This window comes from Labrys sp. F242, from assembly GCF_057813875.1.
Genome location: NZ_JBVASG010000004.1, coordinates 190,146 through 214,737 on the forward strand (window position 1 = coordinate 190,146; position 24,592 = coordinate 214,737).

Below are 24,592 nucleotides of genomic sequence, written 5' to 3' on the forward strand. Positions count from 1 at the left end.
TGGCCTCACATCACGCCAAAGGTCGCCATCGCCTCGCAGGCGCTCATGCCTTTGCGGATCGCCACGGCCACCTGGTTCTCCGTCGAGGCCTTTTCGAGCGCGCGGGCGATAGCTTCATCCTCCGCTTCGCGCGGAATGATCAGGACGCCTTCGCGATCGCCGAAGACGAGATCGCCGGGAGCCACGCGGATGCCTTCGATCTCGATCGCGGTGCGAAAATCGATGACCTTGCCGCGAACGCCCTGATCCTGTGCGTAGACGCCGCGGCAGAAGGTGGGAAATCCCAACGCCTCGATGTCGGCCGCATCGCGCACATAGCCGTTCAGCACGGCTCCCGCGGCCTTGAGATGGGTGGCGCGCGTCGACATCAGCCCACCCCAGAGGGCATAGCGCAGGGACGAGCCGGAGGCGACGTAGACCTCGCCCGGCTTCAGATCGTCGAGCGCCTCGAGCATGATGCCGAACGGCTTGCTGGCGAGCGGGCCGGCCGAAAGCTCGGTTCCCTCGGCGAAGATGTCGGCCTCCAGCACCGGCATGGCGCGCCCGGCGATGCGCATCGGCTGCTGCAGCGGGCCGATGGTCGCCGGCAGGAACTGCTTGCGCAGTCCCATGACGTCGAGGACGTCGCCGACCACCGCCGTGAACAACCGTTCCTTGAGCAGCGCGAAGGTTTCCTCGTCGCTGCGCTTGGTCGCGATCGGCATAGACTTTCTCCTTATCAAAAACCAACCAGGGCGCCGCCGTCCACCACGAGCGTCTGCCCGGTGACGTAGCTGGCGGCAGGCGAGGCCAGGAAAACGCAGGCCCAGCCGATTTCTTCCGGCGTGCCGACCCGGTTCATCTGGATGCGGCCGAGGATCTTGGCCCGGCGCTGCGGATCGTTATCGGTGGCCTTGCGATAGAGTGGCGTATCGATCCAGCCGGGCGCCACGCCGTTGACGCGCACCCCGCGGGCTGCAAATTCCGCCGAAAGCCCGCGCACGGCGCCAAGCAGGGCAGACTTGGCCACGGTGTAGCCCATCACGAAGGGCTGGCCGATGAAGGACGTCATGGAAGCGGTGAAGATGACGTTGCCGGTGCCGCGCCGGGCCTGGCCGGCGATCACGGTGCGGGTGAGCTCCAACGCACCGCGCAAATGCACGTCGAGCACTTGGTCGATCTCGGCCAGGGATGTCTCCTCGAAGGGCTTCTTGATGGTGTTGCCAGCATTGTTGACCAATATGTCAATTTTCCCATGCCGCGCCTCCACGCCGGTGGCGAAAGCGGCCAGGGTGTCGACCTGGGCCAGATCCACCGCTTCGCAGGCCGCGCCGTCAACGGTGGCGGCGGCCTCCGAGAGCACATCAGCGCGCCGGCCTGCCAGGATGACCTTGGCGCCCGCCGCACCCATCGCCTGGGCGATGGCGAGGCCGAGGCCCGAGCCACCGCCAGTGATGAGCGCGGTCTTGCCCGCCAATCCGAAAGCTTGTTGCAGATTCATCGCGCCACCACCACCTTCAGACTGTCCCGGTTGCCGTCCCAGAAGGGCAGGGCGTCTTCCGCCTCCTCGAAAGGAATGATGCGCGAGATCAGCGCATCGGCTTCATCGCCGATGCCTTCGAGCCAGGCGATCACGGCGCGGAAGTCGTCGATCGTCGCGTTGCGCGATCCCATGATGTCCAGCTCCTTCAGGTTGAAGAGCTGAGTGTCGTAGGTCACCGGCGCCTTGGAATAGCCGACATAGACGACGCGCCCGGAATAGCCGGCAAGGGCGATGCATTGGGTGAAGGTCGCGGGCAGGCCGACAGCCTCGATGGCGATGTCCGCGCCGTCATCCCCGGTCAGGGCCGAGACCTCGGCAACCACGTCCCGCGCGCTGGCATCGATGACATGGGTCGCGCCGAAACGCCGGGCGAGGGCGAGCTTTTCCGCACTCATGTCGACCGCGATGACCTCGGCGCCACGGGCGACGGCGGCGATCAGGGCGCCCATGCCGATCATGCCGCAGCCGAGCACGACGACGCGTTCACCCGCGTTCACCCGGCCCCGCCTCACGGCGTGAAAGCCCACCGAAAGCGGCTCGACCAGGGCCAGATGCCGCGGTGCCAGCGTGTCGTTGAGGATCAGCTTGCCGGCGGGTAGCACGATCTCCTCGGCCAGCCCGCCATCCTGCTGTACTCCGAGGGTGCGGTTGTAGCGGCAGGCATTGGTGCGGCCTTTACGGCAGGAGGCACAGTAGCCGCAATGGGTGTAGGGCATGACGATAACGCGCTTGCCGGCCGCGAAGTCCGGTGGCACGCCTGCGCCCGTTGCGATGATTTCGCCGCCGATTTCATGGCCGGGTATCCGGGGTAGCTGCACCAGCGGATTGAGCCCGCGATAGGTGTTGAGGTCGCTGCCGCACAGGCCGACATGGCGCACGGCAATGCGCACCTCGCCATCGCCTTCCACCGGGGCAGCCACGTCATGGAAACGCGTGCGCCCTTCGCTTTCGATCATCAGCGCTTTCATGTCAGTTGAGCATTTCTGCCGGCAGATCGGCACCGATATATTTCTTGTAGATGGCGTTGAGCTTGCCGTTGCGCAGATTGGTATGAACCCACTCGTTCACCGCGGTGCGCAACGCCTCGTCGTTCTTTCGCAGGCCGATGGCATAGGGGAAGACGCGCAGGACATATTTGATTTCGTAAGGCGCGTCGGGTGCGCGGGTATTGGCGGTCTGCATGATGCCCGGCGACGTCGCCATGATGTCGATCTGGCCCGATACCAATGCGGTGACGAGGGTGGCATCGTCCTCAAAGCGCACAATCTCGGCGCCGGTGCCCCGCGAGGTGAGTTCCTTGTCGTTGGAGCTGCCTCGCGTGGTGCCGACACGCAGGCCTGAGAGCGAGGCGTCGTCCTTGATCGCTATCTCCTTCTTGGCCGCAATCACCGACTGGATCACGCCATAGGGATCGGAGAAGTCGATGACCTTCTTGCGCTCCTCCGTGACACTGAAGCTGGCGATGACCATGTCGGCCTTGCCCGTCAGCAGGAAGGGAATGCGGTTGGGGCTGGTGACCTGCACGATGTCGAGGTCGAAGCCCATGTCGCTGGCCAGCAATTGGGCCGTCTCCACATCGGAACCCGACGGCTTCATGGCTGCATCGATCGTACCATAGGGCGGGGAGCCCAGATCGAGTGCGATCATCAGCTTCTTGCGACTGCGGATGGTGTCGAGCGTATCGGCACGCACCGCGGCCGGTGCAAACAGCATGGCGGCGCCCGCCAGCAAAAATTGCCTACGTTTCATGTCGTTTCCCTTGCCTTTCTTGTTTTCAAAGCTCGCCGGCGATGAAGTCGCGCAACTCCGGCGTGACAGGATTGGCCAGTTGGCTGCCGGACAGTTGCTCCCAGACCTGGCCTCGATGCATGTAGATGACGTTGGTTGCCACGCGGCGGGCAAAGCCCATTTCATGGGTGACGAGGATCATGGTCATGCCGCCGCGCGCGAGATCTTCCATCACCTTCAGGACTTCGCCGGTGAGTTGGGGATCGAGGGCCGAGGTGACCTCGTCGAACAGCATCACCTTGGGCTGCATCGCCAGCGAGCGGGCGATGGCGACACGCTGTTGCTGGCCGCCCGAGAGCTGCTCGGGATAGTGATCGGCCTTGGCCTCCAGTCCCACCTTGCGCAGGCAGTCGCGTGCCAGTTCGCGCGCCGCGGATTTCGACAGGGACTTCACGCAGACCGGTGCGAGCATGATGTTCTGTTCGGCGGTCAGGTGGGGGAACAGATTATAGCTTTGGAAGACGATGCCGACGTCGCGGCGCAATGCACGCTTGTCGAGCGCCGGGCTGTGGACCTGATGGCCGCAGACATCGATCGTGCCGGATTGAATGACCTCCAGGGCATCGATGCAGCGCAGCGCCGTCGACTTGCCCGAGCCGGACTGCCCGATGATGGCGACGACTTCGCCACGGCCGACTTCGAAGGAAATGCCCTTCAGCACCTCGACGGCGCCGAAGCTCTTGTGAACGTTGGCGAGCTTAACGACGGCCGACATTGAGCCTCCTCTCCAGCCCTCGGCTCCAGACCGAGAGCGGATAGCAGATGATGAAATAGAACAGCGCGACGCAGATGAAGACGGCGAAGGGCTGGAAGGTCGAATTGTTGATCAGCTTGCCCGCCTGGCTGAGCTCAACCAGGCCGACGACCGAAGCGAGCGAGGTGTTCTTGACGATCTGGACCAGGAAGCCGACGGTGGGAGCCGTGGCGATGCGCATCGCCTGTGGCAGGATCACACGGCTCATGCGCTGCCAGCGCGTCAGTGCGAGACACTCGGCCGCCTCCCACTGCGTCTTCGGCACGGACTGGATGCAGCCGCGCCAAATCTCGCCCAGGAAGCCGGAGGCGTAGATGGTCAGGCCGGCACCGGCGGCGGCGAGGGCCGGCAGTTGATCCAGCCCGAAGATCGCCAGTCCGAAATAGATCAGGAAGAGAAGGATCAGCAGAGGCGTGCCCTGCACGATCTGCACATACAGGCCGGCGAGCGCGCGCAGGATCCGGCTGTCGGAAATGCGCGCCAGCGCAACGGCGAAGCCGAGAATGCCTCCGCCGACGAAGGCGAGCGCCGAAAGCGCCAGCGTCCACCAAGCGGCCTGCAGCAGGAAGACGAGATGATAGAGCCCGAAACTTGGCATGTTACAGCGATGTCCCCAATCGGCGCTTGCGCGGGAAGATCAGCATGCCGAACGCCCAGAAGGCGCCGCGCACGACGAAGGAAAGCAACAAATAGAGCAGGGCGGTGACGATATAGGTTTCGAAGCTGCGGAAGGTGTCGGACTGGATGCGGCCGGTGACGGCAGTCAGCTCTTCGGCCGAGATCTGTGAGGTGATGGAGGAGGCCAGCATCAGCAGCACATATTGGCTGGTCAGAGCCGGATAGACCCGTTCGACCGCGGGGCGCAGGATGACGTGCCAATAGGTCTGGCGACGGGAGAGGCCCAGGCAATCGGCGGCCTCGATCTGTGCCTTGTGCACGGATTCGATGCCGGCGCGCATGATCTCGCAGGTGTAGGCCGTGATGTTCACCACCAGGGCGATGACGGCGGCGAGATTGGCGGAAAGGTGGATACCGAGCACTGCAATCCCGAAATAGATCAGGAAGATCTGTACCAGCAACGGGGTGTTGCGGATCGCCTCGACATAACCGCCGACGATACGCTGCAGCCAGGGTGCGCCATCAGCCCGGGCGATGGCGCAGAGCGTGCCGCCCACGAAGCCGAACAATGTCGACCAGGCGGAAAGCTGGAGCGTAAGCCACACCCCTTGCGCGAAGTCCCGCCAATAGGGCAGCAGTGCTGTGAAATCGAACTGATAGCTCATGCAGTGCGCGCGTGGCGCCCTCTGATCTGACGTTGCCTGCCCGGATGGATCTGCTGGCAGCGCCCAAAGGCGCGGTGCCCTGATCCCATCATTCTTGAAGGGGTATGATGCCCTTGACCGCGACGATGGTCGCGCAGTAGGTTGGCGTCAATTGGTTTTAAATGTCTAATAAACCAAGGTGTATGTATTGCGGTCGAAGAGCGTTTACAAGAAAGCCTATAATCACCTGCTCCAGCGCTTGTCGGATCCTGCGATCAGGTGCCTGGACGGCCCCGAGGCACGGCTCGCCCAGGATTTGCAGATCAGCCGCACGACGCTGCGAGCCGTACTGCGGGACCTGCAGCATGCCAGGATCCTGGGGGAGCGCGAGGTTTTGCGCCGCCCGCGACCGGTCGACTACTTCCCGGAAGAAGAAACCGAGCAGCGTTCCGCCCAGGTCGAGCGCGCCTTCATGGAATGGATCCTGCGCGCCGACATCCGTCCGGGCAATCCGATCAACGTTGCCCAGCTCTCGCGCGAGTTTGGCGTCTCGACGACGGTGATCCGCCAATATCTTCAACAGATGCGCCATTACGGCCTGCTCGCGCAGCGGCCCAACAGCACCTGGATCTTTCGCGGCATCACCACCGACTTTGCCGCCGAACTTTCGGAAATCCGCGAGTTGTTCGAGCTGCGCTCGGCCCGCAAGGTCGCGACGCTCCCCCCCGAGGCGCCGATCTGGGCCGAACTCAGGGCAATCCGAGAGGATCATGTGGCCCTGTTGGCCGTGGCGGAGACCCGGTTCCACGACTTCTCGGCCCTCGACGAGACGCTGCATCGCCTGATCTACGATGCTTCCGAGAACCGCTTCGTGGTCGAGTTCTACCAGATCATCTCGATCATCTTCCACTACCATTATCAGTGGAACAAGGTGGACGAGAAGGCCCGCAACATTGCAGCGATCCATCAGCATCTCGACTATATCGATGCTCTGCTCAGCCGCGATGTCGATGCCATCGAGCGCACTTGCCGCGCCCATCTCGCTGCCGCCCGCGAGACAATGCGCCTGTCCATTGGCGAGAACGTCCCACCTCTGTCCCTCTCCGGCGACAGGTGACACGCACGGGCAGGACAAGGGCTCGGCTACCATTGCGTTGGTCAGGGCGGGAAACCGGAAAAACCATCCCTGTTCCCTTTACTGCCACGTCCGGTTGACGCGTGCGCATCTCATCATCAACCATCGACCGGCGGTAATCGTTCCGATGATCCTCGGTCATGCTTGTCGTTGCCGGCCTTTCCGATCCAGGATTGGCCGCCAGTTTGATCGTGTATCGCCTGCCAATGCGGGTCGAGAGGTCATCGATGCCCCGCAGAACGCAACCGCCTCGGCCGAACGCGCCTTCATCCGAAAGGGCTGACCGGTCCTCGGGGGGATCCGGTGTCGGTGGCCTTCTCCTGGTCATCGAATATCAGGATGCCGCCGGTCGCCGGCAGTTTCGGCCTGTTACGCTCTGGTCGGTCAAGCCGGGGCGGGACGGCATTCCCCGGCTTCTCGGCTACAGCCATGACCGAGATGATCTGCGCTCTTTCCGCCTCGACAGGATCGTGTCGATCGCCGACGCGGATGGCGTGCTCCAGGAACCCCTGGATGCGTTCTATCGGGAGGTGCTCGGACTGTCTTGGCAGCAGCCGCCGCCAGCCGCCTCTGGCGATGAACGGGGAGGGGAACGCTTGGCCGTGATCCGCAGGGTCGCGCGGGAGAACGGCCTCATGCTCGCCGTCTCGGTGGCGAGGGCGGACCTGCAAATGTCGGGCGAGGAAGTGATGATCATGCTCGACCATGTCACAGCTTGCTGTGCCGCCCAGGGCATCGACTTGAATCCGGACGAGATCGAGCGGGCTCGCCAATGGATTCGGCGCATGCGGCCGTCGGCCGATGCCGCAAGAACGAGTTTACACGAGCTTGAAGCGGCCGCACTGGCTACGAGGAAGAGGGTGATCGAGGTTTGCCTGGCGGTGGCTGACAGCGACGGTTTTCGCCATCATCGGGAATTGGCGCTCATCGACGAATTCTCGCGCGCGCTTCTCGGGGAAAGTGTCTTGTCGAACTGCCCTTTCACGCCCGACGGCTCGTGATCGGGTTGGCGAACAGAACCGGTGAGCGACAAATCCCGGTCCAGATCACGACATTGGCGTGGACTCGGTGCTGATCGAAGCGAAGGGGCTTGGAGGTACCAGGCATCATTATTGCTTAATTGGCGACGAAGCTTCCGTCGATCGGGGAATCAGCAGCAGCAGGCGGGGTGACGGATCTCGGAGCGCATAGAGAATGACATTGTCACCATTCGAGCCAAGGGCAAGCGCCCGGGCCGCCCGCCCTCGATACGAGAAAGGGCGATGGCTGTAAAACTCTGGGGGGGGGGGAACGCCCCAATAGACAGGGGACACAAAACAGCTTGGCCTCGACCGCTTCATCGTTTGTCGCGAGACGCGTCATCAAAGCAGCAATCGGACCTCAGCGCCTTCCGGGTGTAAAGGATCCGAAAACGATCTGGCGCCGCCGGATCTCGGTCAACCACGTGGACTGGCGGCCAAGTCCATTGCCAAACGCCGATGCCCGGCGCGCGGGAGAATTGGATCCGCCCGCGGGTGCCTTCAACGGCTACGCACGGCCAGGATCCGGCAATGCGCGCCCGGTTCACGCCGTGAGCACGCGACGCCGCGGCGAGAACGGCGATCGTGTCGTAGCCCTCGAAGGCGACGAAGGAGGGAGCTTCGGCCAGCCGTTCGCGCAGGGCCGTCTCGATGCGGGTGCCGAGCGGGCCGAGGCGCTCGGGCAGATAGCGCAAGAACGGGATGGCGGTGCCCTCGTCACCCAGCAACCTCGCCCATTCGGCGAACTCCGGTTGCCCGGCCGGAGCACCGATCATCATCGTGGCGAGACGTTGATCGCGGCGAACGGCCTTGACGATCGACACGGCCGGCTCCGGATACCCGACCAGCAAAAGCAGGGCTGTCGTGCGCATGTCGGCGAGTTTGTCGCACATCGCAGCGGGGATAAGCGAGTGCATGTCGAGTTCGATGACGGTGACGCCGCGTGGAGACAGATAGTCTCGCAGAATGCGGGCTCCGGAGGCCCAATAGACACTTGGCTGGGCTGCTACGGCGATCCGACTGTGGCCTGCGCCGAGGAGAAAGTCTGCATAGACCTGCCAGCCGTGGGACTGTGCCGGGGCGAGGCGCGCGACCCCGTGTATCGGCTGTTCGGTGAGTGCGTCGAGAACCGCAGACGAGCAGAGAAACGGCAGGCCGAGGGCATCGGCCCTGCCCGCCGCGGCGCGAGCGGCCACGCTGTGATACTCCCCCACCAGGGCAGCCACGCCCAAGCGGTCCAATTCATCGACCGCCGCCACGCTTCGTTGCGGGTCAGCCGCTGTATCTCGGACCAGCAGTTCGAGCGGCCTTCCGGCGATCCCGCCGGCCGCATTGACCTCGCCAACGGCCAATTCGAGTCCGGCAAGCAAATGCCGGCCTGCCTCGACCCAGCCAGGCCGGCTTAGCGGAACCAGGGCACCGATCTGCACGGTCGAGCCGTCAACTGGCCCCACGCCAGGCGGAGATGGCGACGTGTTCATGCCTTGACCTCTCCTGACGTGATGGGGTGCCGTTCCGCAATCTCCGACCAAAGCGTCCATGCGGCTTGAGGACAACCACATACAGCTGCGAATTCGAGGGGGACAGGAACAGTTTCAGACAATTCCGCCGATCTGTATGGTTAAGGCAAGCCATACGGTAATTTCGATCTTGCCCGCTGAGCGTTCGTCTGCGCCAGAAACGCTTCAATGGTTCTCGCGCAGCTTTTTGACGTCTTCCGCTGTCAGCTTGGACTCCTGATTGCCCCAGGTCTGGCGCATCCAGTTCACCAGATCAGCCAGGCTGCGATCGTCGAGCTGATGGCCGAAGCCCGGCATCGGCTGCATGCGCTCCAGCCCGGGAAAGCGCTGCGCCGGAATGCCGTCGACCACAGCACGCACGAGATTGCGCGCGCTGGTCAATCGCAGGGTCGCATTGGTGGCGAGTGGCACCACGACATGCGGGATACCCTGGCCCTCGGCGCCATGGCAGCCCGAGCAGAGCGCGAGATAGGTCGGCTTGGCCGAAGCCGTGACCTCGGGCGCCACCGAGATCGCGGGCGATGGTGTCGGCGTCTGTCCTTTCGAGGCGTCGTCGAGATCGAAAAGATAGGCCGACAAGGCGTTGAGGTCGTCAGGCGTCATATATTGCGTGGAGAAATGTACGACCTCGAACATCTGGCCGGTCATCGCGCCCTGTGCCGAGAGGCCCGATTTCATGAAAGTAGCGAGCACTAGCGAGGTAAAGCCCATGCGCTCGAGGCCATTCCTGGTGATGTCTGGCGCGTGCGCGCCCTCGATGACCGAACCCTGGAGATAAGCATCCTTCCTCATGCCCTGCAGCACATTGCGCGGCGTGTGGCATTCCCCGCAATGGGCAAGCGCATCGGTCAGATAACGCCCGCGATTCCAGACGGGAGAACGTGCCGGATCTGCCGTCGAGACATCGGAGGACAGGTTGACGAGATTCCAGACCGTCAAGGTCTGGCGGATGTTGAATGGGAAGTTCAGCTCGTTCTTCTTGTTCTCGACCTTCATCGGTTCGCGCGTCATCAGAAAGGCATAGACCGCATCGACATCCTCGGCTGTCATCTTGCGGTAGGACGCATAGGGCATCGCCGGATAAAGGTGGCCTTGCTTGCCTACCCCGTCGCGCACGGCCCGATGGAATTCCGCACGCGTCCAATTACCGATGCCATTGTCCTTGTCAGGCGAGATGTTGGTTGCATAGATCGTGCCGAACGGGGTCTGGAAAGGCAGGCCGCCGGCCCAGGGCGCGCCGCCCTTGGCCGTGTGGCAGGCATAGCAGTCGGCCGCAACGGCGACATAGGCGCCCCGCTTGGCGAACGTCTTCATCTCATCGGCCGTAAGCGGCTGCTCAATATCCTTGGCGACCACGCTTTTTTCGAACAGGCCCAGCAAGATCGCACTTGCGACGGCCGCCCCCAGCACGATTCCGCCGGCAATCGTCCAGAGCAGTTTTCTCATCATGGCTGCGCTACGCCTTCACCAAGCCAGGGGTATTGAGAGCAAGATCGCGCACCGCCTCGAAATAGCGTACATAGCCGGTACAGCGACAAATATGCCTGCCGAGCGTGTCCGTGATCGTCTGCTCGAGCTCGGCACGCGGGATCGGCTTGCGTTCGAGCTGGTCCAGGAGAACGGTCGCTGCCGTCACGAAGCCTGGCGTGCAATAGCCGCACTGGAACGAAAAATGTTCGATGAAGGCCAGCTGGACAGGTGAAAGCTGGGTAATCGCGCCGTTGGCGTCGCGCTTGGCGTGCCCTTCCACGGTCCTTACCTTCCGGCCGGCGAACCACTGGGCGCCGACGATGCAGGTGCGCATTTCCTCGAGCACGCCATCATCTTTTTCCACGATCACGGTGCAGGCATGGCATATGCCCTGGCCGCAGCCCATGCGCGAGCCGGTCAGGTTGAGATACTCGTAGAGGAAATCCTGCATCATCATGGTTTCGGGCACGTCGATGGGGCCGACAGCCTTGTCGTTGATGGTGAGCGAAAGTTGCTTGGACGCGAGTGTCATGCCAGCGCCTCCAGGATCTTTTCCGACGTGATAGGCAGGTTGTAGAAACGCTTGCCGATAGCGTGTGCGACGGCATTGGCAATGGCGGGGACGACCGCGATCATCACCACCTCCGCCATGCCCCTGGGCGGGTCGGTCTCGGAAAGCGCCGGCAGGATCTCGACGGTCTGCGACCACACGGCAACATCCCCCGCCATCGGGAGCTCGTAGCGGTTCCAGTTCCAGGTGCCGTCGCCCGGGCCGTCTTCGTAAAGCGGCAGATATTCCTTGAGGGCGTGGCCGATACCCATGGCAAGGCCGCCCTGGATCTGGCCGGAGACCAGTTCCGGCACGATATGCCGGCCGCAATCCATGATGGAATGATGCGACAGCAGGGAGATCTCACCGGTGGCGGTGTCGACGACGATCTCGGCGAGGGTAGCCATGGGCGTATAATAGGTCACGCCCGCATTGTTGCGCTGGACAGGCGGATAGGACACCGCCTTGCGATCTACGAACTGCCAGCCATCCAAGGTCATCAGCGCTTTGCGTTCGGCTGGCGCACCATCGCCATATCGCACGGCCAGCGCGTCGATGGCAAAACGGTGCTGGCCGATCACGCCGAGGTCGAACTCCGCCTCCGCCCATTGCCAGCGATTGAAGGTGTGGACCGTCACCCCGGTGACGAGCCCCTGATGATGCGCTTCGGCCGCAACCTCGGCAAAGGAAAGTGGCTGCAGGCCCGCGGCATTGACCTTCCCGCCGGCAAGCCTGAGGTCGTCACGGCGCACCGCCTCCGGAGCCATCTGGCCGCCGCCGATGCCGCGTGACCACAGCGCCCGCGCCGCTGGCCAGATGGCGAGGTCGATAATGGCCCGTGCCGCCTCGCGCGTGGCATGGCCGAGATAATAGACGCTGTTGGAAGCGCTCATGGGCGAGGTGAAGGAGGGGGTCCAGCGCGGATTCTGCCTGCGCTGGTCTTCCTCGGCCTGCGACATGGTATAGGGCTGGTCGGTGGTCTCGAGCGGCATTTGCGGCCAGCGGACCTTGCCATATTCGGTGTCGTCCGGTGCCACGCCGAGCATATCGGCCACCATGATGGCCTGGGAGGTGGTCACGCCGGTGCCGATCTCATGCGCGACATGGACGAGCCTCAGGCGTCCCTTGGCATCGAACTCGATGGCAGCGAAGGCAGCCTCGGCGCCGGTGCCGTAATCCTTGTGTACGTGGCCGTAGCCAACGCCATATTTCTTGCCCGGATTGGCGGTTTCGAACGCTGCCTTCTTCTTCTGCCGCTCGCTCCATAAGGGATGTTCGCGTGCCTTGAGAATGATCTCCTCATGACGCATGGCCCCGGCGGGAATAGCGCCTTGCGTGTTCTTCATGCCGGAACGCAGAACGTTCTTCAGCCGCAGATCCATGACGTCCATGCCGATCAATTCGGCCGCCTCGTCGACCATCATCTCGGTCGCCGACATCGATTGCAGCGTGCCGTAGCCTCGGGTCGAGCCTGCGTCGACGGCACGCGATGCAACCGCCGCCGCCGAGAAATCACTTTTCGGCAGGTAATAGATCGATTGTCCGGCGGTTGCCCCGACAGCACCGACCGAGGCCGAGAAATTCTCGCGCCCGCCGCCGTCATTCTTGTAGCGGCCGGTCATGGCGCGGAACTGCCCGGTCTTTCGGTCCACCAGCAGCACATTGTCCATCCAGAAGGCGTGGCGCTTCAGCCCCATCTGGAACTGCTCGTAGCGGTCGTTTGCCAGCCGCACCGGGCGGCCATTGCCGTAGAGCCCGGCGAGCACGCAATAGAAGGGGAAGATCGCGTGATCCTTGGTGCCATAGCCCACGGTGTAGCCGACCCGAAGATCGACCTCCTTCAAAGGATGTTTCGACTTCGACACCATCTGGGCCGCGACTTCCGCGACCTCATAAGGCGACTGCGTCGCGATCATGGCATGCAGGATCCCGCTTGCCGGATCGTACCAGACATTGCCATTGTCGGCCTCCATGGCCGAGGCGTCGGTCGACTGGGAGAAGTAGCTACGCTTCAGCACCAGGGCATCATCACCCGCGGCCGCGATCTCGCGCTCGATTTCGGCTGCTGCGGCCATGCCGCGCGCCATGGCGTCAGCGTTGCCGGCCGGTGGCCATTGCGGCTCGTCGCCCTTGAAGCCTGCCCGGATCACGGTGTCCTTCAGCGATGAATAGCGATCCTCCGCAAAAGGATCGCCGCCGTCGATACGCACATAGCGCGCGGAGGCATAGGGACCGGGTGTGGTCGAGGCTGCCTTGCCACCATAGCGCACGACAGTGTCATCGAAGCGCGTCAAGCGCTTGGCGGCGTCGTAGCGGGCAAAATCGTGATAGACGAGCAGGGCCACGGGCTGGCCGAGCAGGCGTGCCGTCTGCCCTTTCGGCACAAGGAAAACGTCGCCATAGAAGCCCGGTACCGGAATCTCGATGCCGTCGGCGACAAGATCCTGGTACAGCACCAGCCGGTCCGGCTTGAGATCCTCGCCCAGCACCTTGAGGTCGATGCCGTCAAACGCCAGGTCCGTTCTGGTCGCATGCAGCAGGAAGGCATGCGATTGCTCCTTGGGCCACCCTTCGAGATCGCGGGCGCGATAGTCGCGCGAGAAGGTCTTTTCACCGGTAACCTTGGCGATCGCATCGAGGCGGTATCTTGGCTTGCCCCGGCCGTTCAGCCAATCCGGCCCTGGCCGCGGCGGCGTCTCGATCAATCGCGCATCGGCGGTGGGGCCCAGGAATGATATCTTGATCGCCACGCCGGCAGCCACGCCTGCCTTCAGGAAATCCCTGCGCGAAAGAGCCGCTTTCATAGCGTTGCCTCCATGACTGCGTGGGTCACTTTCGGTCATCAGCTTAGATCACGGAAGTAATTTATTACAATCCTGTTCTGGGGAATTGCGAGCTGGCCCGTCAGTGAATGATGGACCGGCGCGCAGGATCGAATTGGAGGATGGCACAACACGCAACGCGACACCGAGATCTACTGCGTTGACTTCGAGCTTGCGTGCCAGGGTCCGAGGACCTCGGGATTTCGTGAGGCGATACGGCCGGCAATGACGGCCCTCCCTTGTCGATTGTCTAGTCTGGTGCCGCACCAACGGGCGGGCCGCCAGGCGGGCGGTGTAGGAAGGTAATCGAGGCGTAGGCGCCGAGCCACGAGCCTAGCGCTGCAAAAGCGACATAGGCCCAGTTCTCGGTGTAGCTGATGACCGCATAGGACGACAGCAGATACCAGACACTGCTCCAGGTCGCGGCCGGCACGCGCTTGCGGGCCACCACCGCAGCGGTGAACATGACATAGACCGCATCCGTGGCGGCGGTTGCCAGCAGGACGGCGCCGGCGGTGAGGGGATCGATGGCGGCCATTGCAGCGTCTCCGAAGCCGGACCTGGGATAAGCGAGTTAAGCCGTGGTCGCTGGCCGTCATCGTGCGGGGCGCTCCGGCGGCGCATGGCCCTCGATGCGTCATTCACGCCAGCGTCACGGCGGCTGACCGAGCATTCGTGCAGATCTTCAAAGTGCTTCATCTCGATTCCTGCAAGGTCGAGAGAGGGTGGCCCTGTCGGACTAGGTGAATGGCGCCGACAGGGCCGTGCCGGTGGCCGTGGTGAGCCGCACACCGACGGCGAAGTCTATCACCGATCATGCACACGCATTGCGTGTATTTTTTCAATCATGCATCCCGTATTACGGATGACGTCTTGATCAGTCATGACCAATTGCACGCGATGAAGGCGAGGTGACTGAAACCCTGGATCAATTCACATTCAGATTCCGAATTGAGTTGAGGGAAAGAAGGAACGAGCATTGCGGCGAAGTAGGATGCTGCCGCAACGAGTATGCCCCTGTGCGCGTAGCGCATGACCCTGATATGTCGACAGGCGTTGACATCCATCGAGCAGGCCGAATGCCGGGTCGAGTTCTGTTCAATGAAGCGGGTCAGGTTGAACTGAACCCAAGAGCCTAGTTCTTCGTCTTTATCCTCGCCGATGGCGCTGCCCGAGCCTCATGGGCTGGTTGGTGTGCGATCTCGTTCTGCAAGGCCGCGATGTGATCACGTGCAACATCGCTGACGGCCCGCTCGATGGCGCGAAAGCGAGCGATGAGGGCGAGGCCCAGAGGCGTGAGTACGGCCCCGCCGCCATTCTTGCCACCGATCTGACGCGTGGCGACGGGCTTGCCGAAGATCTGGTTGATTTCCTCCACCAGATCCCAGGCACGGCGATAAGACATGCCCATGGCACGGCCGGCCGCCGAGATCGAACCGAGCGAAGCGATATTCTCGAGAAGCTCGATTTTTCCGGGGCCAATGCGGCCTTCAGGGTCAAGATCTATGCGCAGGCTCAGGGACGGCACGGTGTTTCGCCAGCGTTCGTGTTTCGCCTATCTGGTTCGTTACAAAATATAGTGGCATCGTAGAAAGCTGTCAGCGCGATTGTCGGTGCCGGCAAATTTCCGCCCTTCCTCTGCATTGGAGATGTTCGATGAAGATCAGCGCACGGAACACGCTCAAGGGCAAGATCGTGGATATCGTAAAAGGGGCGACGACCGCGCATGTGCGGCTCGACGTCGGCGGCACCATCGTGACCGCTTCGATCACCAATGAGGCTGTGGATGCGCTGAAACTCCAGAAAGGCCAAGACGCCTATGCGGCCATCAAGGCCTCGGATGTGATGATCGCCATCGATTGAAACTGGATCGGAACGGTTTCCCCGGTAGTAGGCACTTACCGGCGTGCCGGCTTCAAACGACCATGCCAATGGCAAGGGGCGGCGGAATTTCGCGCGAAGCGCAATATTGAGTGATATATAGCGCTGCCGGCTGGCGCTCCGCCGTCGCCAGGCGAACTCGATCCCTGCCATCCGGAGAGAAACAATGGATCCGAAATCGACTGCCGTCGTTCTCATCGAATACCAGAATGATTTCACCACCGAGGGTGGCACCCTGCACGCGGCGGTCAAGCCCGTGATGGAGCAGACGAACATGCTGGCCAACACGTTGGAGACCGTGAAGCAGGCCCGCGCGGCTGGCGCGACGATCGTCTATGCGCCGATCACCTTCACCGAGGATTATCATGAACTCAGCCCCAGCCCCTATGGCATCCTCAAGGGCGTCGTCGACAGCAAGTCGTTCAGGAAGGGAAGTTGGGGCGCCGAGATCGTCGAGATCCTGAAGCCGGCAGCGGAAGACATCGTCGTCGAGGGCAAACGAGGGCTGTGCGGCTTTGCCACCACCAACCTCGATTTCATCCTGCGCAGCCGTGGCATCTCGACCATCGCGCTTAGCGGCTTCCTGACCAATTGCTGTGTCGAGTCGACCATGAGGACAGGCTACGAGAAGGGGTACGACGTCATCACGCTGACGGATTGTACGGCCACCCTCAGCGAAGAGGAGCAGAGGCTGGCTGTCGAGAAGAACTATCCGATGTTTTCAAAGCCGATGAAGCACGCCGATTTCCTGGCCGCCCTGGCAGGGGCGTAGGTCGTCCTCGGGTTGCCGGGCCAGGCGCCATCGATGACAGCGTCCGCCAAGACACCAAACCAGGCTTTCCTTGTCGACGCCCGCCCGATGCCGCCGGAGAAGAGCGGTTGCCATCCGGCAGTATTTTGCCTATCGCTATATATGTATGACTATTACGGTGTTCGTGGATCGCTGCTGGAGTCCAATCCCTCGCTCGCCCAGCGTTAGCGAAATTGGCGTGCCGTCACACAGGCTCGGCACCAGCGTTGTATCCAATTGAATACAATCAATGCCGATAAATCTTTGAACAAGGGAGGACTTTATGAATATTGCAATCCGCAAACCGTCGCTCGGTTCCGCCGCGGCGGCGTTTCTCGCCAAGCGGCACAAGCTCCTGATCGATGGAGAATGGGTCGATGCCCGGAGCGGCAAGACCTTCGCTGTCGAAGATCCCGCGACCGAGGAGAAGATCGCCGAGGTGCCGGCCGGAGACAAGGCCGATATCGATCTTGCGGTTGCCGCCGCACGCCGGGCCTTCGAGACGGGACCGTGGTCGCGGATCTCGCCCGCCGAGCGTTCCCGGCTCGTCTGGCGGCTCGGCGACCTGCTGGAGCAGCATGCAGACGAGTTCGCCGAACTCGAAGCGCTCGACAATGGCAAGCCCGTGACCAATGCGCGCCGGGGCGACGTCCAGGGTTCGATCGACATGTTTCGCTACATGGCCGGTTGGGCGACGCGCCTCAATGGCGAGACCATACCGGTGTCGAGCGCAGGCAACTGGCACGCCTATACGCTGCGCGAGCCGGTCGGCGTGGTTGGTCAGATCATTCCCTGGAACTTTCCCTTGATGATGGCGGCGTGGAAGCTGGCGCCGGCTCTTGCCTCGGGCTGCACCATCATCCTCAAGCCGGCGGAGCAAACCCCGTTGTCCGCCTTGCGCTTCGGCGAGCTCATCCAGGAGGCCGGATTCCCGGCCGGTGTCGTCAACATCGTGACCGGGTTCGGTGAGACCGCCGGCGCAGCCCTTGCCGAGCATCCCGATGTCGACAAGATCGCTTTCACGGGCTCGACCGAGGTCGGCAAGATCATCGTGCGGGCGGCGGCGGGCAACCTCAAGCGCGTATCGCTCGAGCTCGGCGGCAAGTCGCCCGCCATCGTCTTTCCCGACGCCGATCTCGATCTCGCTATCGCCGGCACGGCCGATGCGATTTTCTACAATCAGGGGCAGTGCTGCACCGCCGGGTCCCGTCTGTTCGCCCACAAGTCGATCTATGACCGGGTGGTCGCGGGCGTCTCGGAAGCGGCAGGCAAGCTGAAGGTCGGCCACGGCCTGGATCCGAGCGTCAATCTCGGCCCGCTGGTTTCCAAGGAGCAGCACCAGAGAGTTACCGGCTTCCTACAATCAGGCCGGGAAGAAGGGGCGGAGGTCGTGACCGGTGGCAGCATCATCGGCAACCAGGGCTACTTCGTCGAGCCGACGGTGCTGGCCCAGACCAATCGGAGCATGCGCGTGGTGCGCGAGGAGATCTTCGGGCCGGTGGTCTGCGTCCAATCCTATGACGACGACGATCTCGATGCGGTCGCGCGCTTTGCCAACGACACCGAATATGGCCTGCAGGCCAGCGTCTGGACCCGCAATCTCAAGGTCGCCCATATGATGGCCCGCAAGATCAAGGCGGGCACCATCTGCATCAACACCCATAATTACGGCGACCCGGCCTGGCCGTTCGGCGGCTACAAGCAATCCGGCTGGGGTCGCGAGATGGGCAAGGAAGTCATGGAGCACTACACCGAGACCAAGGCGGTGGCGGCTAGGCTCTGAGGGGGCCGCCCGAGCCGCCGGGAGCAGCGATATGATGATAGGGCGCTCCTGCGCCCTGTCATCGAGATCTTCAACGCCGAGGGTGCCGTCGAATGGCGCCCTCAGATGTTCGACGGTGGCGGGTCGGATTTCAGAAAGGCGCCGGCTTCGGCGCGAAGCCAGTCACAAAACAGGCTGGACTTGCGATTGCGTCTCGCCCGGCGCAGGGCGACATAGTCGTGGCCACTGTCGAGGAAGCCCATCGGTGCTTGCAGCCGGCCGGAATGGATGTCCTCGCTGACATAGGGCCAGGGTGCGACGCAGACACCGAGGCCGGCTCTCGCCGCTTCCAGCATGAAATAGAAATGCTCGTATTCGACGCGCGGCCCGGCCTGGATCGATTGCCCCGAGCGCGAATGCCAGTCGCCCCATGCCCGCAGGCGTGTTCGGGTGTGGAGCTGTGGGATGGCGTTGAGCCCGCCGGCTGATGCCGTCGCCAGCGGCGGCGCGAGCACGGGACCGGTCTGTTCGGGAAACAGCTCGATGATTTCGGCTCCTTCAGGCCACGGCGCCGCCCCGACGCGTATGGCGACGTCGAAACCGTCCCTGCTGAAATCGACGGGGCGGGACGATGCCGTCAGGCGCACCTCGATTTCGGGGTATTCGGCCTGGAAGCGATAGAGCCGCGGAATGAGCCAGCGCATGGTGAACGTGCCGGGGCAGGATATGTCGAGCGGGCCTTGCTCGATGTCGGCCACCGAGCGAACCGACATGTCGATCTGGTCGAAAGCCTTCGCGAGCCCGGACAGCAATGTCGAGCCGGCGTCAGTCAGGCGCAGCCTGTTCTTCGGGCCTTCGAAAAGCGGCACGCCCAGCACCTGCTCCAGATGCCGTATCTGGCGACTGACCGCGCTGTGGGTGACGTTGAGTTCGTCGGCTGCGCGCGTCATCAGGCCATGACGGCCCGCCGCCTCGAAGGCACGCAACGCGTTCAGCGAGGGGATATGCCTTGCCATGTGCCTTTTCCGAACATTGAGTGTTCGATCATATCGATTTTCACCATGTAAGTCATAGTGTTTTCTACCTCGCGACAGATGAGACTAGCCATTTTTGGAACGGAGGAAGACAGGCCGGCGAGTGGGCCGTCCGCCTTGTTCCATGCAAACACGGGAGACGGGATATGCATGGCAGATACCAAGACGGCAGCGCCGGCGATGCGAATTACGGCGTGATCGGCAGCGGCTACCGGACCTATCGCCAGCCGGATCCCCGCATCGCCCAATTCATCCTGGAGGCCCTGGGCGACGCGGCAACCGTACTCAATGTCGGCGCCGGCGCGGGCTCCTACGAACCGGTCGACCGCAAGGTGACGGCGGTCGAGCCCTCTGCCTCGATGCGGGCGCAGCGGCCGGCTCATCTGTCGACGGCACTCGATGCAACGGCCGAACACCTACCTTTCCCCGACCGGAGTTTCGATGCCAGCATGGCGACATTTACGGTCCATCAATGGGCGGATCTCAAGCAAGGTCTGAGGGAGATGCGCCGCGTCACGCGTGGGCCGGTTCTGGTTCTCAGCTGCGATCCCGATGCGCTGGAACGTTCCTGGCTGCAGGCCTACGCCCCGGAGATGATCGCCGTCGAGGCCCGGCGTTATCCAAGCATGGCGTCCATTGCCGATGCGCTCGCAGGCGATATCGAGGTCAGGCCGGTGCCCATCCCGCTGGGCTGCATCGACGGGTTCGGCGAGGCTTATTACGGCAGGCCGGAACGTCTGCTCGAGCCCGGCGCACGGCTTGCCAACTCGGCGTGGAGTTTCGTCGACCCTGCCGTCGGCGAGCGATTCGTTGCCGATCTCAGCCGCGACCTGAAGGATGGAAGCTGGGACAGGCGCTATGGCGAACTCCGCAGCCAGCCTTTCTTCGAAGGATCCTTGCGGCTGATCATATCGAGGCCGTGAGGTGGGATGATGAAGGACGAATTACGTGCCTTGAAGTCGCTCGCCGGTCCCCTCCCGACCTTCGACATGGATGGGGTGCCGGGAGAACCGCGGCTCTTGTTTGCCTCTTGGTTCCGCGATGCCGTCGAGGCCGGTGTGGATGAACCGCATGCCATGGTGCTCTCGACGGTCGATGAGGAGGGGGCGCCCGATGCGCGTGTTCTCATCCTCAAGAATCTCGATCATCGCGGCTGGCATTTTGCATCCACCGATCAGGGCCCGAAAGGACGTCAGATCGCGCACAATCCCCAGGTGGCCCTGACTTTTTATTGGTCACGGCTCGGACGCCAGGTGCGTATTCGTGGCTTGGTTGAGCGGGCCGATGTGCATGAGCGTGATGTCGACTTTCTCGCCCGGCCGGCGGGTGCGCGGGCGATTGCGCTCGCCGCCAGGCAAAGTGAGCCGCTGACATCCGCCAAGGATCTGGAGGACGCACTCGCACTGCTGCAGGACCGCATACTGGAAAGACCGGATCTGATTGCGCCGCATTGGAGCCTTTTCATCGTGGCGCCGCAGGAGGTGGAATTTTGGCAAGGCGACGCGGAACGTCGGCATTGGCGTCTGCGCTACCGGCGGGAAGCGGTGGGATGGTCGCGCGAAAAGCTGTGGCCGTGATAGAAGCGTCCCGCCCCCTCGCAGCGTTTCGCATAAAACAGCGCGCCTTGGGGAGAGGCGGGCGTCAGGCCTGCGTCTCCCGATCGCCGGGTTGCTCGGGTGCGATCGGCTTGAACAGGGTGCGATCGGGCTTGAGATCCAGCAAGGGAGTGCCGTTGAGGCAATCGAGCCCGCGGACCAGCAATGTCGATCCTTCGCGAGCCACGAGCGTCACGATCGAGGTGCCGATCGGGTTCGGGCGGACCGGCGAGCGAAGTGCGAACGTGCCATGGGTGGTGCCGTCATTGGCCGGACTCTGGCGGACGAGATCGCGGCGCGACAGATGCAGCCAGTAGAGGACCTCCAGGCGCTCGAAACGGTCGATTCCGTCGAGCGCCGCCTGCCATGGCTCGAAGATCTCGATGCGGCAGACCGGCCCATCCGGCCGGCCCTGCCGCGGGGCCATCAGCCTCGACGTCCATGGCGTCAGGATGCGACCAATGAAGACCAGCCCCGCATCGGTCAGCTCGGGAGGGGAAACCGCTACCTCATTTTGTCTAATTTCGCTTTCGCGAACCATGCTCAGGTCCTCCTTGTCTGGCTTGCCGTGGCGGGAAGCTGCGCAGCGGCAAGGATGGGAACGCAGATGTGCCGGCCGGCCGATGCCAGGAACTCGATGGCGACCCCAACGCCATAGAGCTTTTCCAGGAGGGCGGGCGTCATGACGTCGGAGGGTGGGCCGACTGCATCGAGCCGCCCCTTGCGCATCAGGGCAACGCGATCGCCGCAGGCGAAGGCGTGACTGGGATCGTGGGTGGAGAGGATCACGCCAAGGCCTGACCCTGCCATCGCACGAATGCGCTCGAGCACCCGGGACTGATTGCCAAAATCGAGACTGGCAGTCGGCTCGTCCATGACGATCAGGGCCGGTTGCTGCGCCAAGGCACGGGCGATCAACACCATCTGGCGCTCGCCACCGCTGATCTGCGTGTAGGAACGCGTGCCGAGTTCGCGGATGCCGAGCATATCGAGCGCATCCCAGGCAATCTCGCGATCGTGACTGGAGGGGGCCGCGAATGTGGGAATGCGGCTTGCCCGGCCCATCAGGACGACGTCGATCACGCTGAAGGGGAAATAGGCGGCGTTCGCCTGCGGGACATAGCCGATGTGGCGGGCAAATTCGGCGCGGCTGAAAGCGCGGATGTCGCGTCCGTCCAGGGTCAGCCGCCCGCCCTGGGCCGGAATCAGGCCGAGCAGCGTCTTGAACAAGGTGGTCTTGCCGCAGCCATTAGGCCCGAGCAGGCACAGAACCTCGCCTTGCCGGGCCGCCAGGGTTACGCCGCTCCCCACAAGCGTGCCGCGATATCCGAAGGCCAGATCGACCGCCTCCAGCATCATTGCCATCCTCGCCTTGTCCTCGCCAGCATACAGAGGAAGAAGGGTGCACCGATCGCGGCGGTCAAGATGCCGAGCGGTATTTCGATCTGCGCCATCGAGCGCGCCAGCGTATCGACGCCGATGAGAAAGCCACCTCCCAAAATGAGGGAGGCCGGAAGCAGGCGCGAGAACTCCGGTCCGGTCATCATACGCGCCACATGCGGCACCAGGAGGCCGATCCAGCCGATGATGCCGCAGACCGAGACCGCCGCCGCCGTCATCAAGGTCGCGGCCGCGACCAGGGTGAGCCGAAGATGGCCCGTTGCCAGGCCGAGTGCGCGGGCTTCCTCGTCGTCGAGGGCCATCGGGTTCATGCGCCAGCGTAGCAGAATGATCGGGACGAGGCCGATGATGATAGCCGGCAGGATCGAGGCGACGTCCGCCGGTGTTACGCTGGCAAGGCTTCCGAGCAGCCAGAAGGTGATTGCCGGTAACTGGTTGTAGGGATCGGCGAGCACCTTGAGCAGGGAGATGCTGGAGCCGAGCAGCGCGCCGATTGCAACGCCGGCCAGGACCAGGAGCAGGACTGGATCGCCCTGGCGGATCGAGGATCCCACGATATAGACGAGCCCGACAGCGGCAAGCCCGCCGGCAAAGGCCATGGCCTGGATCACGGCAACCGATAAGCCAAGGAAGATGGCCGCGACCGCGCCGAGGCTGGCGCCGGCCGACACGCCGAGAAGATCGGGCGAGACGAGCGGGTTGCGAAACAGTCCCTGGTAAACGGCCCCAGCCGTCGCAAGGGATGCACCGATCAGGAATCCGGCGATCACGCGTGGCAGCCTCACTTGCCAGACCACGGTGTCGATCGTCGCATCGAGGCCACTGGGAAGGCCGGACAGCCTGGACCAGATTACCCTGACGATATCCGGCGGCGAAACACTGTATTTTCCGGTGCCGAGGGAGATCAGTACCACGATCACCAGGAGCGCGAAGGCGATCGGGAACGAAGCCCAGGCGTGCGGGGACCGTCCGCCGGGCAAGGCTTTGTGCAGGCTCCTGCGCCCGGCCATTACGGCTTTCCCGTCGCGGTAGCGAGCAGGCTGTCGAGCTGGGGCTCGGTGAGTTCGACATGATAGAACAGGTGGTAGAAGGTCCTTGTTTCCTGCCGAAGGTCGATGTCCGTACGGCCGGGATAGAGCACCGATGTCAGCCAGGCCACGCCGATGATGCGATTGATGCCGGGCGGCGCATCGAACCAACCGAACGGCAGAGCCGGTGCCTGGTAGACCCGGTGGTTCTTCACCGCCGTAATGCTGGCCCAGACCGGATCTGTCGCGACCTTGGCCTGGAAGTTCCGGTCGAGTGTCAGGATGATGTCGGGATTCCAGGCGAGCAATTGCTCCATGGACACTCGGGCAAGGCCGCCGGCACCGGCGGCATCGGCGACATTGGTTGCGCCGACCGCTTCCAGGACCTCCGTATTGATCGAGCCGGCAAGCCCGGTCTCCAGACCATCGGGGCCGCGGCCGTAATAGACATGCGGCCGCTCGCCGGCCGGGATGGCTTTCACTGCTGTATCGAGGCGGCGTGTTGCCTCGTCGGCAAACCGGACCAATTCGTCCGCCCGCCCGGGCTCGCCGAGAATATCGCCGAGCTTGCGCAGGCTATCGGCCGACTTGGCGAAGCGGCCGTCGATCAGGACATAGGGAATGCCGGTCTGCTGCTGCACCCGGTTGGCGAGTGAGGCGTAGGTGCCGTCGACGGTTCCCACATCGATGATCACATCGGGTTTCAGCGCCAGGACCGCTTCGATATTGGCCGTATTGCCCTTGCCGGTCAGCCGTCCATGGGCCGGCAGATCGCGGTAGGGAATCGCAAGGAACGCCTTTTCCTCTGCCGATGGCGCCCGAACCCAGCCGACCATCTTCTCGGGCGCGATGGCGTAGAGCAGAACGGAAGCAGGGGGTCCTGCCGCCATGGCGCGATGAATGGCGACCGGCAGCTCGACGCTGCGACCGGCCGCGTCGACGAATGTCCGCGTCTGGGCAATGCCGGACTGTGGCAGAACGACAAGCAGCGTCGCCGCCAGAGCTGACAGGAATGAGCGCCGAAGCATCGAAACGTCTCCATCGCGGAAGTTCACCAATCGTTATGGTTGGATGGATATCCCGGTCAAGGCCCGCCTGGCTGCCGCGGCCACAGATCGCAGCCGGGAATCGTGACCGTCGCACGATGAAGGAACGCTTCTCGGCTCGCGTTCCTATCGTCGAGGGAACATGAAGGGAGGGCGTGATTTAATCTCTTTTCGGTTGATTTTGACGGCTACTTTTCCTTTCCTGAAACAAAA

The 24,592-nt window shown here is 63.2% G+C and carries 25 protein-coding genes; 7 read left to right on the forward strand and 18 right to left on the reverse strand.

What is annotated here, in order from left to right:
* Window positions 1–5 precede the first annotated feature (5 nt).
* The 7 genes from ACZYTC_RS24340 to ACZYTC_RS24370 are packed head-to-tail and all read right to left on the reverse strand — an operon-like array spanning window position 6 to window position 5,347.
* Complete coding sequence (locus ACZYTC_RS24340) at window positions 6–704, reverse strand: RraA family protein (protein WP_441773632.1); 699 nt, start codon at window positions 702–704, stop codon at window positions 6–8.
* 14 nt (window positions 705–718) lie between these two features.
* On the reverse strand, window positions 719–1,480 hold the full coding sequence (locus ACZYTC_RS24345) for an SDR family NAD(P)-dependent oxidoreductase (protein WP_441773633.1): 762 nt from the start codon (window positions 1,478–1,480) through the stop codon (window positions 719–721).
* Entirely contained in the window at window positions 1,477–2,478 is a 1,002-nt protein-coding gene (locus ACZYTC_RS24350; RefSeq protein WP_488990754.1) for a zinc-binding alcohol dehydrogenase family protein, read from the reverse strand. Before ACZYTC_RS24350 ends, ACZYTC_RS24345 begins: the two co-directional genes overlap by 4 nt.
* Window positions 2,479–2,491: 13 nt before the next feature.
* Window positions 2,492–3,271 (reverse strand): transporter substrate-binding domain-containing protein, encoded by a 780-nt coding sequence (locus tag ACZYTC_RS24355; protein WP_488990755.1) that lies wholly within the window; start codon window positions 3,269–3,271, stop codon window positions 2,492–2,494.
* 25 nt (window positions 3,272–3,296) lie between these two features.
* Window positions 3,297–4,025, reverse strand: a complete 729-nt coding sequence (locus ACZYTC_RS24360) for an amino acid ABC transporter ATP-binding protein (protein WP_434961016.1) — start codon at window positions 4,023–4,025, stop codon at window positions 3,297–3,299.
* The gene (locus tag ACZYTC_RS24365; RefSeq protein WP_441773636.1) at window positions 4,009–4,662 is read right to left on the reverse strand and encodes an amino acid ABC transporter permease; all 654 of its coding nucleotides are present in this window, start codon (window positions 4,660–4,662) and stop codon (window positions 4,009–4,011) included. Before ACZYTC_RS24365 ends, ACZYTC_RS24360 begins: the two co-directional genes overlap by 17 nt.
* 1 nt (window position 4,663) lies before the next feature.
* A complete protein-coding gene (locus ACZYTC_RS24370) occupies window positions 4,664–5,347 on the reverse strand; it encodes an amino acid ABC transporter permease (protein WP_434961014.1) in 684 nt (227 codons plus the stop codon).
* 187 nt (window positions 5,348–5,534) lie between these two features.
* Between ACZYTC_RS24370 and ACZYTC_RS24375 the strand changes: the two genes are divergently transcribed.
* Window positions 5,535–6,443 (forward strand): GntR family transcriptional regulator, encoded by a 909-nt coding sequence (locus ACZYTC_RS24375; RefSeq protein WP_488990756.1) that lies wholly within the window; start codon window positions 5,535–5,537, stop codon window positions 6,441–6,443.
* A 245-nt stretch (window positions 6,444–6,688) separates the two neighbouring features.
* On the forward strand, window positions 6,689–7,462 hold the full coding sequence (locus ACZYTC_RS24380) for a tellurite resistance TerB family protein (RefSeq protein WP_488990757.1): 774 nt from the start codon (window positions 6,689–6,691) through the stop codon (window positions 7,460–7,462).
* 335 nt (window positions 7,463–7,797) lie between these two features.
* Here the strand turns inward: ACZYTC_RS24380 and ACZYTC_RS24385 are convergent, their stop codons facing one another.
* From ACZYTC_RS24385 to ACZYTC_RS24410, 6 genes are all read right to left on the reverse strand, one after another.
* Entirely contained in the window at window positions 7,798–8,961 is a 1,164-nt protein-coding gene (locus tag ACZYTC_RS24385) for an ABC transporter substrate-binding protein (protein ID WP_488990758.1), read from the reverse strand.
* A 204-nt stretch (window positions 8,962–9,165) separates the two neighbouring features.
* Complete coding sequence (locus tag ACZYTC_RS24390) at window positions 9,166–10,449, reverse strand: cytochrome c (RefSeq protein WP_488990759.1); 1,284 nt, start codon at window positions 10,447–10,449, stop codon at window positions 9,166–9,168.
* Between the two features lie 7 nt (window positions 10,450–10,456).
* The gene (locus tag ACZYTC_RS24395; protein ID WP_441773641.1) at window positions 10,457–11,002 is read right to left on the reverse strand and encodes a (2Fe-2S)-binding protein; all 546 of its coding nucleotides are present in this window, start codon (window positions 11,000–11,002) and stop codon (window positions 10,457–10,459) included.
* Window positions 10,999–13,824, reverse strand: coding sequence for a xanthine dehydrogenase family protein molybdopterin-binding subunit (locus tag ACZYTC_RS24400; protein ID WP_488990760.1), 2,826 nt, complete (start codon window positions 13,822–13,824; stop codon window positions 10,999–11,001). The genes ACZYTC_RS24395 and ACZYTC_RS24400 overlap by 4 nt, the downstream gene beginning before the upstream one ends.
* A 268-nt stretch (window positions 13,825–14,092) precedes the next feature.
* A complete protein-coding gene (locus tag ACZYTC_RS24405; protein ID WP_434961007.1) occupies window positions 14,093–14,380 on the reverse strand; it encodes a hypothetical protein in 288 nt (95 codons plus the stop codon).
* Window positions 14,381–14,977: 597 nt separating this feature from the next.
* Window positions 14,978–15,370 carry a winged helix-turn-helix domain-containing protein gene (locus tag ACZYTC_RS24410; RefSeq protein ID WP_488990761.1) on the reverse strand — a complete coding sequence of 131 codons (393 nt, stop codon included), beginning with the start codon at window positions 15,368–15,370 and terminating at the stop codon, window positions 14,978–14,980.
* A 128-nt stretch (window positions 15,371–15,498) separates the two neighbouring features.
* Between ACZYTC_RS24410 and ACZYTC_RS24415 the strand changes: the two genes are divergently transcribed.
* From ACZYTC_RS24415 to ACZYTC_RS24425, 3 genes are all read left to right on the forward strand, one after another.
* On the forward strand, window positions 15,499–15,705 hold the full coding sequence (locus ACZYTC_RS24415) for a TOBE domain-containing protein (RefSeq protein ID WP_434961005.1): 207 nt from the start codon (window positions 15,499–15,501) through the stop codon (window positions 15,703–15,705).
* Window positions 15,706–15,889: 184 nt separating this feature from the next.
* Complete coding sequence (locus ACZYTC_RS24420) at window positions 15,890–16,495, forward strand: cysteine hydrolase family protein (protein ID WP_488990762.1); 606 nt, start codon at window positions 15,890–15,892, stop codon at window positions 16,493–16,495.
* 301 nt (window positions 16,496–16,796) lie between these two features.
* On the forward strand, window positions 16,797–18,296 hold the full coding sequence (locus ACZYTC_RS24425) for an aldehyde dehydrogenase family protein (protein WP_488990763.1): 1,500 nt from the start codon (window positions 16,797–16,799) through the stop codon (window positions 18,294–18,296).
* Window positions 18,297–18,397: 101 nt separating this feature from the next.
* Here ACZYTC_RS24425 and ACZYTC_RS24430 read toward each other — a convergent pair whose 3' ends face one another.
* Window positions 18,398–19,291, reverse strand: a complete 894-nt coding sequence (locus ACZYTC_RS24430; RefSeq protein ID WP_488990764.1) for a LysR family transcriptional regulator — start codon at window positions 19,289–19,291, stop codon at window positions 18,398–18,400.
* Between the two features lie 164 nt (window positions 19,292–19,455).
* Here ACZYTC_RS24430 and ACZYTC_RS24435 point away from each other — a divergent pair, with 164 nt between their 5' ends.
* Together ACZYTC_RS24435 and ACZYTC_RS24440 are read left to right on the forward strand one after the other, a co-directional pair.
* Window positions 19,456–20,232, forward strand: coding sequence for a class I SAM-dependent methyltransferase (locus ACZYTC_RS24435; RefSeq protein ID WP_488990765.1), 777 nt, complete (start codon window positions 19,456–19,458; stop codon window positions 20,230–20,232).
* Between the two features lie 6 nt (window positions 20,233–20,238).
* Complete coding sequence (locus ACZYTC_RS24440; RefSeq protein WP_488990766.1) at window positions 20,239–20,886, forward strand: pyridoxine/pyridoxamine 5'-phosphate oxidase; 648 nt, start codon at window positions 20,239–20,241, stop codon at window positions 20,884–20,886.
* Between the two features lie 64 nt (window positions 20,887–20,950).
* On the opposite strand, the gene tsaA is transcribed toward ACZYTC_RS24440, so the two are convergent.
* Genes tsaA through ACZYTC_RS24460 form a run of 4 tightly spaced genes read right to left on the reverse strand, consistent with a single transcriptional unit; the run spans window position 20,951 to window position 24,361 of the window.
* Window positions 20,951–21,445 (reverse strand): tRNA (N6-threonylcarbamoyladenosine(37)-N6)-methyltransferase TrmO, encoded by a 495-nt coding sequence (gene tsaA / locus ACZYTC_RS24445; RefSeq protein WP_488990767.1) that lies wholly within the window; start codon window positions 21,443–21,445, stop codon window positions 20,951–20,953.
* Between the two features lie 2 nt (window positions 21,446–21,447).
* The gene (locus ACZYTC_RS24450) at window positions 21,448–22,263 is read right to left on the reverse strand and encodes an ABC transporter ATP-binding protein (RefSeq protein ID WP_488990925.1); all 816 of its coding nucleotides are present in this window, start codon (window positions 22,261–22,263) and stop codon (window positions 21,448–21,450) included.
* On the reverse strand, window positions 22,260–23,315 hold the full coding sequence (locus tag ACZYTC_RS24455) for a FecCD family ABC transporter permease (RefSeq protein ID WP_488990768.1): 1,056 nt from the start codon (window positions 23,313–23,315) through the stop codon (window positions 22,260–22,262). The genes ACZYTC_RS24450 and ACZYTC_RS24455 overlap by 4 nt, the downstream gene beginning before the upstream one ends.
* Window positions 23,315–24,361, reverse strand: a complete 1,047-nt coding sequence (locus ACZYTC_RS24460; RefSeq protein WP_488990769.1) for an iron ABC transporter substrate-binding protein — start codon at window positions 24,359–24,361, stop codon at window positions 23,315–23,317. The genes ACZYTC_RS24455 and ACZYTC_RS24460 overlap by 1 nt, the downstream gene beginning before the upstream one ends.
* Window positions 24,362–24,592: the final 231 nt, after the last annotated feature.